Source organism: Streptomyces lincolnensis (genome assembly GCF_021173675.1).
Taxonomy (GTDB): domain Bacteria; phylum Actinomycetota; class Actinomycetes; order Streptomycetales; family Streptomycetaceae; genus Streptomyces; species Streptomyces lincolnensis_B.
In genome coordinates this window covers 1-14,866 of sequence record NZ_JAIHON010000015.1, presented here as the reverse complement: position 1 = coordinate 14,866, position 14,866 = coordinate 1, and the positions used below count along the sequence as shown (strand labels likewise).

21 protein-coding genes, 2 tRNA genes and 1 pseudogene are annotated in these 14,866 nt (G+C 70.6%); 13 read left to right on the top strand and 11 right to left on the bottom strand.

What is annotated here, in order from left to right; translation table 11 throughout:
* The first annotated feature begins 4 nt into the window (after window positions 1-4).
* On the top strand, window positions 5-1,045 hold the full coding sequence (locus K4B79_RS36995; protein WP_232031809.1) for an adenosine deaminase: 1,041 nt from the start codon (window positions 5-7) through the stop codon (window positions 1,043-1,045).
* On the opposite strand, the gene K4B79_RS36990 is transcribed toward K4B79_RS36995, so the two are convergent.
* Both K4B79_RS36990 and K4B79_RS36985 read right to left on the bottom strand, forming a co-directional pair.
* Window positions 1,026-1,700 carry a hypothetical protein gene (locus K4B79_RS36990; protein ID WP_232031808.1) on the bottom strand — a complete coding sequence of 225 codons (675 nt, stop codon included), beginning with the start codon at window positions 1,698-1,700 and terminating at the stop codon, window positions 1,026-1,028. The two genes, K4B79_RS36995 and K4B79_RS36990, sit on opposite strands and share 20 nt — an antisense overlap.
* Before the next feature lie 36 nt (window positions 1,701-1,736).
* Entirely contained in the window at window positions 1,737-2,375 is a 639-nt protein-coding gene (locus K4B79_RS36985; protein WP_232031807.1) for a TetR/AcrR family transcriptional regulator, read from the bottom strand.
* Between the two features lie 106 nt (window positions 2,376-2,481).
* Here K4B79_RS36985 and K4B79_RS36980 point away from each other — a divergent pair, with 106 nt between their 5' ends.
* Window positions 2,482-3,120 (top strand): NAD(P)-dependent oxidoreductase, encoded by a 639-nt coding sequence (locus K4B79_RS36980; RefSeq protein WP_232031806.1) that lies wholly within the window; start codon window positions 2,482-2,484, stop codon window positions 3,118-3,120.
* A 42-nt stretch (window positions 3,121-3,162) separates the two neighbouring features.
* Here K4B79_RS36980 and K4B79_RS36975 read toward each other — a convergent pair whose 3' ends face one another.
* From K4B79_RS36975 to K4B79_RS36950, 6 genes are all read right to left on the bottom strand, one after another.
* Window positions 3,163-4,218: a UDP-N-acetylmuramate dehydrogenase gene (locus K4B79_RS36975; protein ID WP_232031805.1), complete on the bottom strand. Its 1,056-nt coding sequence runs from the start codon at window positions 4,216-4,218 to the stop codon at window positions 3,163-3,165.
* 311 nt (window positions 4,219-4,529) lie between these two features.
* Window positions 4,530-4,958 carry a MaoC family dehydratase gene (locus tag K4B79_RS36970; protein WP_232031804.1) on the bottom strand — a complete coding sequence of 143 codons (429 nt, stop codon included), beginning with the start codon at window positions 4,956-4,958 and terminating at the stop codon, window positions 4,530-4,532.
* Window positions 4,959-4,966: 8 nt separating this feature from the next.
* Entirely contained in the window at window positions 4,967-5,419 is a 453-nt protein-coding gene (locus K4B79_RS36965) for a MaoC family dehydratase N-terminal domain-containing protein (protein ID WP_232031803.1), read from the bottom strand.
* Between the two features lie 107 nt (window positions 5,420-5,526).
* On the bottom strand, window positions 5,527-5,691 hold the full coding sequence (rpmG, locus tag K4B79_RS36960; protein ID WP_003948671.1) for a 50S ribosomal protein L33: 165 nt from the start codon (window positions 5,689-5,691) through the stop codon (window positions 5,527-5,529).
* A 90-nt stretch (window positions 5,692-5,781) separates the two neighbouring features.
* Window positions 5,782-5,854: transfer RNA gene (locus K4B79_RS36955), tRNA-Met, on the bottom strand.
* A gap of 46 nt (window positions 5,855-5,900) precedes the next feature.
* Window positions 5,901-5,973: transfer RNA gene (locus K4B79_RS36950), tRNA-Thr, on the bottom strand.
* Between the two features lie 251 nt (window positions 5,974-6,224).
* On the opposite strand from K4B79_RS36950, the gene K4B79_RS36945 reads away from it, so the two are divergent.
* From K4B79_RS36945 to K4B79_RS36935, 3 genes are all read left to right on the top strand, one after another.
* Window positions 6,225-7,511, top strand: a complete 1,287-nt coding sequence (locus K4B79_RS36945; protein ID WP_232031802.1) for an amidohydrolase family protein — start codon at window positions 6,225-6,227, stop codon at window positions 7,509-7,511.
* 108 nt (window positions 7,512-7,619) lie between these two features.
* The gene (locus K4B79_RS36940; RefSeq protein ID WP_232031801.1) at window positions 7,620-8,276 is read left to right on the top strand and encodes an NAD(P)H-binding protein; all 657 of its coding nucleotides are present in this window, start codon (window positions 7,620-7,622) and stop codon (window positions 8,274-8,276) included.
* Between the two features lie 2 nt (window positions 8,277-8,278).
* Complete coding sequence (locus tag K4B79_RS36935; protein WP_232031800.1) at window positions 8,279-8,659, top strand: nuclear transport factor 2 family protein; 381 nt, start codon at window positions 8,279-8,281, stop codon at window positions 8,657-8,659.
* Window positions 8,660-8,674: 15 nt separating this feature from the next.
* On the opposite strand, the gene K4B79_RS36930 is transcribed toward K4B79_RS36935, so the two are convergent.
* From K4B79_RS36930 to K4B79_RS36920, 3 genes are all read right to left on the bottom strand, one after another.
* Window positions 8,675-8,887: a hypothetical protein gene (locus K4B79_RS36930; RefSeq protein WP_232031982.1), complete on the bottom strand. Its 213-nt coding sequence runs from the start codon at window positions 8,885-8,887 to the stop codon at window positions 8,675-8,677.
* A gap of 255 nt (window positions 8,888-9,142) precedes the next feature.
* Window positions 9,143-9,814: an AAA family ATPase gene (locus K4B79_RS36925; RefSeq protein ID WP_232031799.1), complete on the bottom strand. Its 672-nt coding sequence runs from the start codon at window positions 9,812-9,814 to the stop codon at window positions 9,143-9,145.
* A complete protein-coding gene (locus K4B79_RS36920) occupies window positions 9,811-10,569 on the bottom strand; it encodes a GntR family transcriptional regulator (protein ID WP_232031798.1) in 759 nt (252 codons plus the stop codon). The genes K4B79_RS36925 and K4B79_RS36920 overlap by 4 nt, the downstream gene beginning before the upstream one ends.
* A 611-nt stretch (window positions 10,570-11,180) precedes the next feature.
* Between K4B79_RS36920 and K4B79_RS36915 the strand changes: the two genes are divergently transcribed.
* The 8 genes and pseudogenes from K4B79_RS36915 to K4B79_RS36880 all read left to right on the top strand — a co-directional run.
* Window positions 11,181-11,357, top strand: coding sequence for a hypothetical protein (locus K4B79_RS36915; RefSeq protein ID WP_232027561.1), 177 nt, complete (start codon window positions 11,181-11,183; stop codon window positions 11,355-11,357).
* A 155-nt stretch (window positions 11,358-11,512) separates the two neighbouring features.
* Window positions 11,513-11,776, top strand: coding sequence for a DUF6284 family protein (locus K4B79_RS36910; RefSeq protein ID WP_232031797.1), 264 nt, complete (start codon window positions 11,513-11,515; stop codon window positions 11,774-11,776).
* The gene (locus tag K4B79_RS36905; RefSeq protein ID WP_232031796.1) at window positions 11,773-12,228 is read left to right on the top strand and encodes a Pycsar system effector family protein; all 456 of its coding nucleotides are present in this window, start codon (window positions 11,773-11,775) and stop codon (window positions 12,226-12,228) included. The genes K4B79_RS36910 and K4B79_RS36905 overlap by 4 nt, the downstream gene beginning before the upstream one ends.
* Window positions 12,225-13,385 carry a conjugal transfer protein gene (locus tag K4B79_RS36900; RefSeq protein WP_232031795.1) on the top strand — a complete coding sequence of 387 codons (1,161 nt, stop codon included), beginning with the start codon at window positions 12,225-12,227 and terminating at the stop codon, window positions 13,383-13,385. The genes K4B79_RS36905 and K4B79_RS36900 overlap by 4 nt, the downstream gene beginning before the upstream one ends.
* Window positions 13,385-13,732 carry an RRQRL motif-containing zinc-binding protein gene (locus tag K4B79_RS36895; protein WP_232031794.1) on the top strand — a complete coding sequence of 116 codons (348 nt, stop codon included), beginning with the start codon at window positions 13,385-13,387 and terminating at the stop codon, window positions 13,730-13,732. The genes K4B79_RS36900 and K4B79_RS36895 overlap by 1 nt, the downstream gene beginning before the upstream one ends.
* A 2-nt stretch (window positions 13,733-13,734) precedes the next feature.
* The gene (locus K4B79_RS36890) at window positions 13,735-14,052 is read left to right on the top strand and encodes a hypothetical protein (protein WP_232031793.1); all 318 of its coding nucleotides are present in this window, start codon (window positions 13,735-13,737) and stop codon (window positions 14,050-14,052) included.
* Between the two features lie 2 nt (window positions 14,053-14,054).
* Window positions 14,055-14,210, top strand: coding sequence for a pRL2-8 (locus K4B79_RS36885; protein ID WP_232031792.1), 156 nt, complete (start codon window positions 14,055-14,057; stop codon window positions 14,208-14,210).
* 121 nt (window positions 14,211-14,331) lie between these two features.
* Window positions 14,332-14,866 (top strand): annotated as a pseudogene (locus tag K4B79_RS36880) (ATP-binding protein); the annotation flags it as partial.

The following is a 14,866-nucleotide window of genomic DNA, read 5'->3' as shown; positions in this document are numbered from 1 at the left end:
TGGAATGGAGCGTGTACGTGATGTCTCTGAGCTGCCGAAAGCCCATCTGCACCTGCACTTCACGGGGTCGATGCGGCCGGGGACGGTTTTGGAACTGGCCGACAAGTACGGCGTACGACTGCCCGATGCGCTGACGGAGGCGCTGACCAGCGGGGAGCCGCCGAGACTGCGGGCCACCGACGAACGGGGCTGGTTCCGCTTCCAGCGGCTGTACGACGCTGCGCGGTCCTGTCTCAGGGAGCCCGAGGACATCCGGCGGCTGGTGCGGGAGGCCGCGGAGGAGGACGTCCGGGACGGTTCCGGCTGGCTGGAGATCCAGGTCGATCCGACGTCGTACGCGCCACGGCTCGGGGGGCTCATCCCCGCTCTGGAGATCATCCTGGACGCGGTGGAGACGACCTCGCGGGAGACCGGGCTCGGGATGCGGGTCCTGGTGGCCGCGAACCGGATGAAGCACCCGCTGGACGCGCGGACGCTGGCCCGGCTCGCGGTGCGGTACGCGGACCGGGGTGTGGTCGGCTTCGGGTTGTCCAACGACGAGCGCCGCGGCATGGCGCGGGACTTCGACCGTGCCTTCGCCATCGCCCGGGAGGGCGGGCTGCTGTCCGCGCCCCACGGCGGTGAGCTGACCGGTCCGGCGTCGGTACGGGACTGCCTCGACGATCTCGACGCGCACCGGATCGGACACGGCGTGCGGGCGGCGGAGGACCCGCGGCTGCTGAAGCGGCTCGCGGACCGGGGGGTGACGTGCGAGGTGTGCCCGGCGTCGAACGTGGCCCTGGGGGTGTACGAGAAGCCGGAGGACGTTCCGCTGCGGACGCTCTTCGAGGCGGGCGTGCCGATGGCGCTGGGCGCCGACGACCCGCTGCTGTTCGGTTCCCGGCTGGCCGCTCAGTACGACATCGCCCGCGAGCACCACGGCTTCACCGACCGGGAACTGGCGGAGCTGGCCCGGCAGTCGGTGCGGGCGTCCGCGGCGCCGGAGGAGACCAAGGCGAAGCTGCTGGCCGGCGTGGACGAGTGGCTCAGCGGCCCGGTCTCCTGAAGTGGGCGTAGGGCGGATAGGGCTTGAAGCACACCTCGATCTCGTAGGGGTGCCCGCCGCCGGGTGGCTGCGTCAGTCCGCAGAGGCCTGACACGCGTGCCATGTGCCCCTTGGTGACGCCCTTCTGACGCGGCCCCCAGCCCGCCGCGTACGCGAGGTTCATGGCCACCTGGGCGAAGGCGTCGCGCTCGCCGAACAGGAAGAACGTGCGGGCGTGGGTGGCGTGCCGCAGTTCGTCCCGGAAGTCCGCGCGTTCGCTTCGCCGGAGCCGGGCGTCGGCGTCCGCCCGCGTCCGTGCCTCGTCGGTCCGCGCGGTCAGGGGGGTGCCCGCCTTGAGCGTGCGCCGGAGCGCGGGCCAGGCGCTGGGGCGCAGTCCGTACGAGTCGTGCGCCAGGACGAGGTCGACCCGTTCGCCCCAGCCCTCGTCCGGTGGGACGCCGTCCCGCAGCGGCACGTGCACGATCGTGTGGCGTGAACGGGCGGCGAAGGAGAACAGGCCGGCCAGCCTGTTCAGTCCGTCGTGGTCTCCGAGGAGCAGGCCGATCGGTTCCGGGGCGCTCAGGGAGGTGTGGCGGAGGGGGGCGCGGGGCTGGACGATCCGGTGTTCGTGGGGGCCGGTGCGGGGTGGTCTGAACTCGGTCAGTCTCAGGCGCATGGAGTGGCCCTGGTCTTCATGGGTTCAGGGTCGCGGTCACGTCGATTTCCCTGCAACCGAGATTCCGCCCAGGAGGGTCCTGGCCAGGCGGGTGGCGAACTCCTCCACGGGGGGTCGTTCGCCGTCCTGTGCGTCGTACGCGAACGCCCGTTGTGCGCAGGCCCCCAGCAGGAGGGAGGCGGCGGCGAAGGTGTCGGCGTCCGGGGCGACACGGCCGGCGGACTGCTCGGCACGGAGGTAGGCGTCGAGCCACTCGATCGGCTTGTGCGGGCCGGCCCCCCTCTCGCGCATGACCTCGTCGTGCCGTCGCTTGAGCTGGGTCTCGGCGTACAGCGAGGCGGCGATCGGGAAGCTCTGCTCGTAGAACAGGGCCGCCTGGCGGGCGATCTCGGTGAGGTTCTCCTCCAGGGAGTGGCGGCCCGGCTCGGCGGCGAGGTCGTGCAGGAGGGGGGCGAGCCGGGGCAGGCGTTCGGACAGGACGCCGATGAACAGGTCCTCCTTGCTGTCGAAGTGCTTGTAGAGCGCCGCCTCGGAGCAGCCGGCCGCCTTGGCGATCTCCTTGGTCGTGGCCCGTGCGAGTCCCACGGTGAGCATCAGGTCGTGGGCGGCGTCCAGGAGGCGGGTGCGGGTGGGGGCGGGGGCTGAGGCGGAGGCTGTGGCGGGCTTGGATTTCATGTTTTCTCCGTGCGGGCTTGACGGGTGAGTGAGTACTTACCCACTCTAGAGGGTGTGGAGGTGAGTGAACACTCACCCACCTATCTTCGAGCAGGGGGAGTTACCCATGAAGCTCACAGTTTTCGGCGCCACCGGGGGCATCGGGCGCGAGATCGTCCGGCAGGGGCTGGCCGCCGGTCATGACGTCACGGCGGTCGTACGGGATCCCGCCCGGCTCGGGCCCGACCTCACCGGCGAGCGGCTGGACGTCGTCCGTGCCGACTTCACCGATCCCGGAGTGCTGCGGTCCGCCGTGGCCGGGCGGGACGCGGTGCTGTCCGGGCTCGGGCCGCGCGGCCGCAAGGACGCCGGGATCGCGGCCCGGCTGACCCGTGCGGTGCTCGCCGCCGTGGAGGCGGAGCGGGTGCGGCGGGTGCTGGTGGTCAGCGCGGCTCCGGTCGGTCCCACGCCGACGGACGACGGGTTCCTCGACCGGTCGATGCGGGGGATCGTCTCCGCCGTACTGAAGGACGTCTACGCCGATCTGAGCGAGATGGAGGCGGAGTTGGCGGCGAGCGGTACGGACTGGACGGCCGTCCGGCCGCCGCGGCTCCAGGACAAGCCGCTGACCGGGGTGTATCGCGTGGTGGTCGGGGGGTTTCCGGCTCGGGGGCGGTTCATCTCGCGGGCGGATGTGGCGCACGCGATGCTGGGGATGATCGGGGATGTGGGGGTGGTGAAGCAGGGGGTGGGGGTGGCGTACTGAGTCGGGGAGCGGGTGCTGTATCGGGGGGCGTGCTGTGTCGGGCTACACGCTGACGCCCACCGTCACCGGCTCGTTGACCAGGGTGATTCCGAAGATGTCTCGTACGCCTGCCACGACCTCGCGGGCGAGGTCGAGGAGGTCCTCCGTGGTCGCGTTGCCGCGGTTGGTGAGGGCGAGGGTGTGCTTGGTGGAGATGCGGGCGGGGCCGGTGCCGTAGCCCTTGGTGAAGCCGGCCTTGTCGATGAGCCAGGCGGCGGAGGTCTTGGTGTGGCCCTGTCCCGCGGGGTAGGCGGGGGGGTCGGTGTCCGCGCCGAGGTGCTGCTTCACTCGGGTGCGGAATGCGGTGAACTGCGCGTCCGTCAGGATCGGGTTGGTGAAGAAGGAGCCGGCCGACCAGGTGTCGTGGTCCTCCGGGTCCAGGACCATGCCCTTGCCGGCGCGCAGCTTCAGGACGGTCTCGCGGGCGGTGGCGAGGGGGACGCGGTCGCCGGGTTCCACGCCGAGGGCTCGTGCCGTCTCGGCGTACTTGACGGGGGCCGAGAGGCCGTCGGCGTCCTCCAGTGCGAAGCGGACGCGGAGGACGACGTGGCGGGTGGGGTCTTCCTTGAAGCGGCTGTGGCGGTAGGCGAAGGCGCACTCTTCGTTGGTGAGGGTGACCGTTTCGCCGGTGTGGCGGTCGTAGGCGATGACCTCGGTGATGGTGGAGGACACCTCCTGGCCGTACGCCCCCACGTTCTGGATGGGGGTCGCGCCCGCGGAGCCGGGGATGCCGGCGAGGCACTCGATGCCCGCGAGTCCTGCCTCTACGGTGCGGGCGACCGCGTCGGTCCATACCTCGCCTGCGGCCAGTTCGAGGTCCGTGCCGGTGAGTTCCACGCCGTGGGTGGCGATGCGCAGGGCCGTGCCGTCGAAACCCTTGTCCCCGATGACCAGGTTGGAGCCGCCGCCGACGATCAGCAGCGGGGTGCCCGTGCTGTCCGCCTCGCGGACGGTCTCGATCACCTCCGCGTCGGTGGTCGCGGTCACCAGCCGACTGGCGGGACCGCCCAGGCGGAAGGTGGTCAGCGGGGCGAGGGGGGCGTTGTGTCGTACCTGCACGGGGCCCAGCGTACGGGGTGCCTGCGGCGCGCTGTGCGGCCCCGGTGGGGGCGGATGTAGCGCCTACGGTTGTGTGGTGGGTCGGGGACGGGTCGGGGGGTCTCCGTCCTCGGTCCGGCGGAACTGTCTCTCCGGGCAGTACCGCGTGTCGGACGCCGGCCGCTGCGGGCGGACACCCCCCGCCCCGTCCCCTCACCGCCGTCGGCGGCTACTTTCGATCGCCGGGCGACTGTGCTTGCTCGCACCCCCATAGGCGCACGGCAACCCCACCCACCCGCACACAGGAGGGCGCCCCTTACACCGGTCCTCGGTCAGGCCAGTCGTACGACCGCCCGTGACATCCCGAGGATCTTCTGACCGGCGCTGGTGGCCGTGAGGTCGACGCGGACCGTGTTGTCGTCGAGCTTGGCGCCGATCTTGCCGCTCACCTCGATGGCGGCGCCCTCGTCGTCGTTGGGGACGACGACGGGCTTGGTGAAGCGGACGCCGTATTCGACGACCGCGCCCGGGTCGCCGGTCCAGTCGGTGACCACGCGGATCGCCTCGGCCATGGTGAACATGCCGTGGGCGATGACGTCCGGGAGACCCACCTCCTTGGCGAACTTCTCGTTCCAGTGGATCGGGTTGAAGTCGCCGGAGGCACCCGCGTACCGCACGAGGGTGGCGCGGGTCACGGTGAAGGTCTGGGCGGGCAGCTCGGTGCCTACCTCGACGTCGGAGTAGGAGATCTTAGCCGTCATGGGATCGCTCACACCTCCTCGGCCGCACGGGCGACCAGCTTGGTCCAGGCGGTCACGACGTGCTCGCCGGCCTCGTCGTGGACCTCGCCGCGGATGTCCAGGATGTCGTTGCCCGCCATGGACTTGATGGCCTCGATGGTCGAGGTGACGGTGAGCCGGTCACCGGCGCGCACCGGGCGGACGTAGGAGAACTTCTGGTCGCCGTGGACCACGCGGCTGTAGTCCAGGCCGAGCTGCGGGTCCTGGACGGCCTGGCCGGCCGCCTTGAAGGTGATCGCGAAGACGAAGGTCGGCGGGGCGATCACATCGGGGTGACCGAGCGCCTTGGCGGCATCGGGGTCCGTGTACGCCGGGTTCGTGTCCCCCACGGCCTCCGCGAACTCACGGATCTTTTCCCGTCCCACCTCGTAGGGGTCGGTGGGCGGGTAAGTCCGCCCCACGAAGGACTGGTCGAGCGCCATGGGCCCGGTACCTCCTGGTGTCGATAACGAACGTTCGCTGAAGCGGTGGAAACGACATGAGGCCGCCCCCCGAACTGCGGGGGCGGCCTCATGTACGAGCCTGATCTTTATCGCGTCTCGCGGTGCGCGGTGTGCGCATTGCAACGCGGGCAGTGCTTCTTCATCTCCAGTCGGTCCGGGTTGTTACGCCGGTTCTTCTTGGTGATGTAGTTCCGCTCCTTGCACTCCACGCAGGCCAGCGTGATCTTCGGGCGGACGTCGGTGGCAGCCACGTGAGTGCTCCTTGACGAACGGATGGGACGGGTTCAACGCATAAAAGAGTAGCCGATCGAAGGACCGACCCCACAATCGGCTACTGTCAGTAGCGGTGACCGGACTTGAACCGGTGACACAGCGATTATGAGCCGCTTGCTCTACCGACTGAGCTACACCGCTGTGATGCGATCCGTTCCCGCCTTGCGACGGGAACCTCACACACCAGAGCCCCAATACGGAATCGAACCGTAGACCTTCTCCTTACCATGGAGACGCTCTGCCGACTGAGCTATTGGGGCGAGCGATGAAGACATTACACGGTCGGCCGCCGTTCGCCCAAATCCGTTTCGTGGCCCTCGTCCAGCGCTGATCCGCGCCTCTCCCACCGGCCACGGAAGCCTCTCCGGCACGGCGGACCACACCGGTACGACTATTGCGCTCCTCCCGGTCGTGAGCGTGGCGTCACCCTAGGCTCGACTCACTCTGCGTGATCTTGTGTCCCCTTTGCGCGGTCCCCGAGCTTGCGCAGCCCCCGAGCCTCTGGAGCGCGATGCCCGACAGTCAGCCGCAGCCGCCCCACTCCTCCTCCGGTTCCTCGTCCAGTTCTTCGTCCGACTCCTCGTCGGGGCGGTCCGAGGGGGCCGGTCTGCTGCTCTGCGGGGCGCGGCTCACCGACGGCCGGACCGTGGACGTACGGCTGGGCGGCGGGCGTATCGAGGCCGTCGGGACGGCCGGGAGTCTCGCGGCGGGCGGCACGCGCGCGTGCGGCGCGCGGGTGGACCTCGGCGGCTATCTGCTCCTGCCCGCTCCCGCCGAGCCGCACGCACACGGCGACACCGCGCTCTCGGCCGACGAGGACGGACCGGTCTCCTACGACCCCAAGGACGTCCAGCGCCGGGTCACGGAGGCCGCCCTGCTCCAGCTCGGTCACGGGGCGACCGCCGTACGCGCCCATGTGCGGGTGGGCGACGTCCAGGGGCTCGGCGCGCTGGCCGCCGTCCTCCAGGCGCGGCGCTCCCTGCGCGGGCTCACCGAGCTGTCGACCGTGGCGATGCCGAGGTTGCTGACCGGGGTGGCCGGTGCCGACGGGCTCGCGATGCTGCGGGACGCGGTGAAGATGGGGGCGTCCGTGGTGGGCGGCTGCCCGGACCTGGATCCGGATCCGACGGGCTATGTGCAGGCGGTCCTGGAGGTCGCCTCCGAGCACGGCTGCCCCGTCGACCTGCACACCGACGCCACCGATCCGGCCCGGCTGGCCCGGATCGCGGCGATGGCCGGCGGGCTGCGGCCCGGCGTGACGCTCGCCCCGTGCGGTGGCCTCGGCCGCCTGCCCACCGAGGTGGCCTCCCGCACCGCCGACCAACTCGCCGCCGCCGGCGTCGCCGTGGTGTGCGTGCCCCAGGGCGGCTGCGGGGGCGTCGAACGGCGGAGCACGGCTCCGGTACGGCTGCTGCGCGCGGCCGGTGTGCGGGTGGCCGCCGGGAGCGGTGCCCTGCGGGACGTGTCCAATCCCGTGGGACGCGGTGACCCCCTGGAAGCGGCCTACCTGCTGGCCTCCCGGCACGGTCTGCGCCCGGAGGACGCCTACGACGCGGTGAGCGCCTCGGCGCGGGCCGTCCTGGGCCTGCCGGAGGTCCGCGTCGAGGCGGGCTTTCCGGCCGAACTGCTGGCCGTACGCGGAGACCGGCTGTCGGGAGCGCTGTCCCTGGCGTACAGCCGGATCGTGGTGCACCGGGGGCGCGTGGTGGCCCGGACGAGCGCGGTGCGGGAGTACTGCAACTCCGCTGCGGCGGCGGAGTTGGGGCTGCCCAGGCAGGGGCGCGGGGAGGTGTCGTAGGAGTGGTGCCGTAGGAGTCGTGTCGTAGCTCACGGTCCTCGGTTGTGGCCCTGGGGCGTGGCCGGAGTTGTGCGGCGGATGCGGTCGGGCGGGCGTACGGTCGGAAGCATGCGCATTGTCATCGCTGGTGGTCATGGTCAGATCGCGCTGCGGCTGGAGCGGCTGCTCGCCGCGCGTGGGGACGAGGTCGCGGGGATCATCCGTCGCGCCGAGCAGGGCGACGACCTGCGGGAGGCCGGTGCCGAACCGGTGCTGCTCGACCTGGAGTCGGCTTCGGTGGAGGAGGTCGCGGAGCGGCTGCGGGGTGCGGACGCGGCGGTGTTCGCCGCGGGTGCGGGCCCGGGCAGCGGCGCGGCCCGCAAGGACACGGTGGACAAGGCCGCGGCGGTGCTGTTCGCGGACGCGGCGGTACGGGCCGGCGTACGGCGTTTTCTGGTCGTGTCGTCCATGGGCGCGGATCCGAAGCACGAGGGCAGCGAGATCTTCGACGTCTATCTGCGGGCCAAGGGCGAGGCGGACGCGTACGTGAGCGGCCTGGACGCTCTGGACTGGACGATCCTGCGCCCCGGCGCGCTGACGGACGACGCCGGCAAGGGCCTCGTCCGCCTTGAGGCGCACACGGGCCGGGGCCCGATCCCGCGCGACGACGTGGCCGCCGTACTGGTGGAGTTGCTCGATACGCCCGCGACGGCCGGGTTGGTCCTGGAGCTGGTGAGCGGGTCGGTTCCGGCGTCGGTGGCGGTCAAGTCGGTGGCCGGGAACTGACGTTGGCCGCCGAGGGGGTTCCGGCCGCGCGGGAGGCGCTGCTGCGGCGCATGTACGAGGTCTTCTCCACCGACGAGCGGGACGCCTTCGTCCCGCACTGCCTGGCTCCCGACGTGGACTGGCCGAACGTCCTGGACGGGGTCCGGCTGCACGGCCGCGAGGCGGTACGGGCCTACTGGGCCCGGCAGTTCGCGGCCGGGCATCCCCTCGTACGCCTGGACGGGGTGCGGCTCGACGAGGACGGCGAGGCGGTGGTGGCGACCGTCGGGCTGGGGATGCGGGACGCGGAGGGCGATCACTGGGGTGACACGGTCGAGCACGTGTACCGGTTCGGCGAGGACGGGCTGGTGACCCGGATGGATGTGCGGGCCACGGCGGCCTGAGGCGAGGGCCGCGGTCTAGAACAGCGGGAGTTGCCCGGGGAACTCGGGGACGACGTATCCGTCCAGCGCGGGTTGCGCGGCTCCGAGTTCCGCCTGCCTGCGGGAGCCGGGGCAGGAGACCAGACCTCCGCTCTCCCGTGCGCCGGGCGGATCATGGCGGGCGAAGCGGCCGGCGACGACGGCGATCTCGCGGCGGCATTCGGGGCAGTGTCTGCGGCGCGTGGACATGGGCATGGACATGGACTCAGTGTGCCCCGCACGACGCGCCTCTCCCGAGGGCAGGCGCCCCGACACACGAAGAGACCCCCTCCGCCCTGCGTTTCCGCAGTTCGGAGGGGGTCTCTTTCTCAGCGTGGCGGCGCCAGGATTCGAACCTGGGAAGGCTGAGCCGGCAGATTTACAGCGGGACGGGTTCGGTGGCTTTGACCTGCGGTTTCCTTGCCTCGGGTCGCGCTCGGGGGACACATGGGGGATCAAGGGCGCTTATTCGCTGTCCAGTGCCGCGATCACGCCCGCAGGATCACCGTGGTAGATGAGGTGCGGTTCGCTTGCCTCGGGAGGAACGAAGCGGGTGCGGTAGCGCTGTAGGTCACTCTCGGAAAAGTAGATCGAATTCGGATCGTCGGCGTGGAACTCGTTGCGCTTGTTGATCCTTGACCAGAGTTCGTCATGGCTTGCTTCGAGGTAGACGAGCAGCGGAGTGGCGCCGGCGTCGGTCGCGATGGTGCGCCACCGGGCACGGTCCTCGGGAGTCCAGAAGCCGTGATCGACTACGACGTCCCGCCCTGCCTGAAGCAGTTCGCGTAGCTCGACCGCCACGTCCTCAAGGACCGGCCGTTCGAGGGTGGGGAAGGTGCCTCGCGGGAAGTCCACCCCGTACACGCCATGTCGGCGGTACATCTCCTCATCCGGGCAGAGGCGTACGAACCCGCGATCGGTGAGGACTCGGGACAGCGTGGTCTTGCCGGAGCCAGGAAGCCCGGCCATGAGGACGCAGAACGGCGCACGTGCGGTCATTGGTCTCGTGAGGGTCTGGGAGATCGCAGAGATTTCCACTTCGGCTTCGGGCGCGAGCGTGCCGATACGGCGGGCGGTGAGTAGAGCGCCCATCCGATCTTCAAGCACGCTCAAGAGCGTGTCATCCAAGGTGGTCACGGGGAAACCTCCGATTCCGTCCGCCAGGTTCGACCAGGCCCACCGAGGTCAACGCCGTATTCCACGACGTTGTTCTCGCTGTCGATGAACTTCGCGGTCATCACGACCACGGGTTCCGTCGGCGGGTTCGCCGGGTCCAACTCCAAGTGCTCGGTGTCTTCCGGTGTGAGCAGGCGCGCTGACGCGGTGTCGATCCGATGACTGATCGGGAGGCCGGTCGCTTCGGCGATGAGCTGGAGTGAGGTACCCCCCGTCAATCGCTCGCTCTTCGCCAACTGCGGGATCAGCTTGCCGTATCGAGCCGGGATCCAAGACGTGCTGTGCGCCACGATGCCGTGCCGGTCCCGGTACACCCGGCTCCGACGAATCACGTCGGATCGCGGCTCGATACCAAGAGCCTGCGCCACTTCCAGAGGCGCAGGGACCACATCGGCCTTGTGTGAGTCGGACCGCTCGCCGGACCCCCAACTTGATCCGGTCCGGCGGCCCCGGTCCTGACGCTGAGATCCCGACGACATCGGGCCCGGCTGGTCTAGGACTTCCGTTCCGATCCCGTGGATACCCCGAACCATGCCTTCGTTGCGAAGCTTGCGCAGCGCCTTTTCGGCCGTGGCCGTGCTCACGCTCCACTCCTCCGACAGGTTCTTGATGCTCGGCAGGAGCGTCCCCGGCGGTAGCTGGCCGGACGTGATCAGCTCCGCGTAGTGCGCGGCAATCTTCGCGTACGGCGCCCGATTGTCGGCCTGACCGGCCATTTCTCCTGCTCCTTCGCGTCGGTTCCCTGAGGTTCCCTAGCTTACCGCTTGACACCGCAGGGAACCCTAGGGAACCTTAGGGATGTGCCCGCCGGTCGGAACGTCGACCGGAAGGCGCTGCACCTTGATGCGCCCGCGCTCCGGCCGGGCGCCGCCCGGAGGAAAGCCCGCAGGGGTCAGTACGAAGGCAGCGACCGTTCGTTGAGAATTCAATAGAGATTCAACTCTGACGGGCTACGAGTCCCGTCCCCCGAACGGCCGGGGTGATGGCCGTTGGCAGCCACTTCGTGGCAGGTGAACGTGTCCTGCCCTGTGCGTCAGCTCTGGAGAACACTCGCGCGGATCATCCCTTCCTTCCGGGAGGTCAACCGCACGTGGTGCCACCTGCCGCACGCTGCCCTGCTGGCGTCAGAGCAGTGACGATGACGCACCCGACTCTTCCGGCTCGGGAGCGGTGCTCCGTGGCAACGGCGCACCGGCAAAAGCCCGGTCACTTTCTTCTGGTTCCGCAGCGCTGATCGCTGCGGCCGGTTGCCTCCCTCGCTCGTCTAGCACGAGCGGGGCTGAGGGGAGCCGGAACACTCCGTCTCCATCGCCTGAGAGGACTCACCGTGGCCTACAAGGCACGCATCACGCTGGATCACAACGGCCGCAACAGCTACTGGATCTGGGTTTGCGCTTGCGGTCGCCAGAGCGGCCCGATCACCGCCCGGTCCACGGCCATCGCACGCAAGAGGGCCCACGAGGCGGAGCATGTCCGCCGCGAGAAGGCCTGGCACCGCTCGTAGCCCAAACCGACTGCCGATCGGGAACCCGGCCGCTGACTGCGGCCGCATACCGCGCAGTCTCCCAGCACTTCCCCCATCAACGGCGCGCGGCTCCCGGGAGGCACCCCGGGAGCCGCTGTTCGGGCCGTTCCACCTGCAAGGGAGTACACGACCCAATGAATCACATCGTTACTGTTCAGGACGCTGTTACCGCGTTCGCCGACTTCATCGAGCCGACCGCCGCTGAGCTGAACGCGATCGAGCAGGAGATGCCCGTCGTCCTGGCGGAAGTCGTCCTGCTCGACGCGCAGATCACCGCGATGGACCGCACGCCGAACGAGGTCGACGCCCGCCGCATCCGCCGGGCCCGTAACCGGGTCCTCGCGGCCCGCCGGGACCTGGCCAACCGCACCTCCGCCACGGCGGGAGGTGCCGCATGAGCACCACCCCCGCCACGCAGAACCTGACCGCTCAGCATGCTGAGGTGAAGGCGGAGATCGCGCGGACCGACACCAAGGTCGCGCTGTTGCTGGCGTTCGTCGGCGCCACCCTGGCCGGTGCCTGGACGCTGGCCCGCGGCCTGCCGATGAACCTGCCCGCCGCCATCGTCGGCGGACTCGGCATGGTGTTGCTGGTCGCGGCGGCGGCTCTGTTGCTGCGGTCGGTGCGGCCGAACCTGTCCGGTCGACACGGCTTCCCGCTGTGGGCCACCCTGACCCCCGAGCAGATCGCCGACCTCGCCGCCTCCCGGGACCTCGCCGCCGACATCGCCGGCCTGTCCCGCCTGGCAGTCGTCAAGTTCACCGGCCTGCGCCGGGCGATCGACCTGACCCTTGCCGGCGGCGCCCTGCTCGTTGTCGCCGTCGTGATCGCGGCGGGAGGTGCGGCATGAACACCCCGCAGACCCGCAGGTCGTTGACCCGGACGCAAAAGGGCGTCCTGATCGCCGCGTTCGTGCCGATGCTGGCTACCGGTGTGGCCGGCGGGATCGGCACGTTCAGCAACATCGGGCACGTCTACGGCCAAGGCACCGCACTCGGAGCCCTGGCCGCCGGCGAGGGCGCCACCGCCGTGCTCGCCCTGGTCCTGCTCGGCTTGACCATGCTCGGGCAGTCCTCCCCGCACGTGGTGCGCGCCGGGCTGTGGGCGCTGCCGGCGGCTGCGTCGGTGATGGCCGCGATGGCGGCCCCGGACGCAGCCCGCACCGTCATCTACGCCCTGACCCCGATGGGCATGTCCGTCTCCGCTAAGGGGATGGCGTTTTTGGCCCGCCGGATCGTGGTCCACGTCGACGGCCGCGACGCGGAAGCCGAGCGCAGGGCCGCCGACCTCGTGCAGGCCCTCGCCTACCACCAGGGCCGCGCCGCCAACCACCCTTCCGATCGGGTCAAGTGGTGGTCGGAGCGCAAGTCGTGGCGCCTGGCCCGCAGGGTCGGCGTCGGGGATGTGGCGCTGGGATCGAGGCTGCTGGAGGTGCAGCGCGATCGGGTCACCGCCGGTGCGAACGCCTCACTGGCCGCGATGTTCGGCGGCACCCTCCCGGCGCCTGCCCTCGATCCCACCCGGGACGCGAATGCGGAGGAATCTACCGAGACCGTCAGGAATCAGTCTACGGCTGACCTGCCGGAATCGACCCCGTCGCCGATCACCGCAACCGTGGTGCGGGTGCCCGATCCGGTACCGGTCGACTGCACCAAGTCGGTGGTGCCGCTCAAGCCCGTGCGGGCGATCGAGTCGGCACCGATCGACCCGGCAGCCACCGCCCGCGATCGAGTCCTGACCGCTGTGCCCCTGCCCAAGGACAAGCCCGTGGTCGCGGCGGAGTCGACCCGCCCGCGTGGCGCGACCGGACGCGTCCCCGAGGCCGCCCGATCGCCGCGCCCGAAGCGCACCCCGGCCGAACTGCTCGCTGAGGCGCGGACGGTGACGGCCGGTTGGCCGGACGCGAAGGTGACCGCTGAGGGCATCCGCCGTGAGGTGCACACCTCGCCGGCGAACGCCCGGATGCTGCGGGACACGATCCTTGCTGAGCGCGCTGAGGCCGCCTGATGGCAGGGCTGCCGGTGTTCCGGTGGCGCCTGGCCCCGGACGGCTACGCCACCCGCCGCCAACTCCGCGCGCTCGACCTGCGCCCCGGCGGCCAGGACGTGGCCGCTCAGCTGGAGAGGCCGCGCCGCCGCCGGCCACCGCTGGTCGCCTACCTGTACCGCGTCGAGCTGGCCAAACCGGTCCGCCCGATGACGCCCGGCCGGTGGGCGGCCCTGGCCAAGGCCAACACCGCGCGCCGCACCTGCCCCGAGTGCCGCCGGGATGCCGGATACGTCATCCCCACCTCGCTCGGCATGTGCGTGACCTGCGCCTACCCCGACAACTCCCCCTCCCTCAGGAGTGCTTGACCATGGGCAAGCCCAACACCCGCCGCCTGGACGCCGAGATCCGCAACGCCGAACGCAAGCTCAAAGCGGTCCGCAATCAGGAGATGTGGCCGCTGACCGGCGCCGAACGCCGGCAACTGCTGTCCAACATGGCCCGCGGTTCCTACCGCATCGTGCGCGGCAAGGACACCGACCGCCAAGACGCCCGCCTGGAAGCCGCGTGGTCGTCCGCCGAGACCCGGCTCAGCACCGAGATCACCGCCATGCAGAAGGCGCGGCAGCAGATCGTGACCGAGGACGCCAAGGAAAAGGCGGCGAAGAAGTCGTCGGGGTGGTGGTGAGCATGGCCCGCAAGGAGTGCCCGCAGTGCTGGCAGCACGCCCACGACCGCAGCGCGCACCGTCACCTCGCCCCGCGTGAGGACTGCCCGCAGTGCGTGGACCACATGATCAACGGCTGCCCCACCCTCGTGCCCAAGCAGACCTTGCGCCGGCGGTGAACGTCCCCGCCTGACCCGCGCTACGCCGGGGCGGACCTTCTCCTGCCACGGACCCGGTCCGCCCCCGCACCCTCCCACAAGCTCCCGCCCCAACTCCGGGGCAGTCAGGAGTCCTCCCAGCATGTCCGAGAACGTCGTCAGCCTCCACAAGAGCCCCGAAATCCCTGATGAGAGCGCGTCCGTGACCACCTTGACCGTGGTCCCCGACCCGGCCCCGGCCAAGCCGGTCCCGCTGTGGGTACGCTCCGGCCGCGCGGTCCGCACGTTCGCCACCCACGAGACCACCAGGACGACCGCCCGCGCGGTGGTCCGCCACGGCCTCTACACCCTCAACGGGGGCCGGATCGTGGCCCGCCGGACCTGGGACGGCAAGACCGGTGCCCGCTACGAACGCATGCTCCGGGCTGCGGAGGCGGCCGGGAACTTCGAGTTGGCGGAGGAGTGGGAGGAGCGGTTGCAGCGCTTCCGCGAGGCCCGTCACCGCCGCCGCATGGACCTGCTCCACTCCCCGGCCGACTTCGCCAAGGGCGTCGGGGTCGGCGTCGGCATGAGCATCGGCGTCCTGGTCGCGCTCGGCGTCGTGATGGCCATCAACAACCACGACATCACCGACGTCATCACCCCGCTTGCGGCCACGATTGAGTTCATCGGCCTGC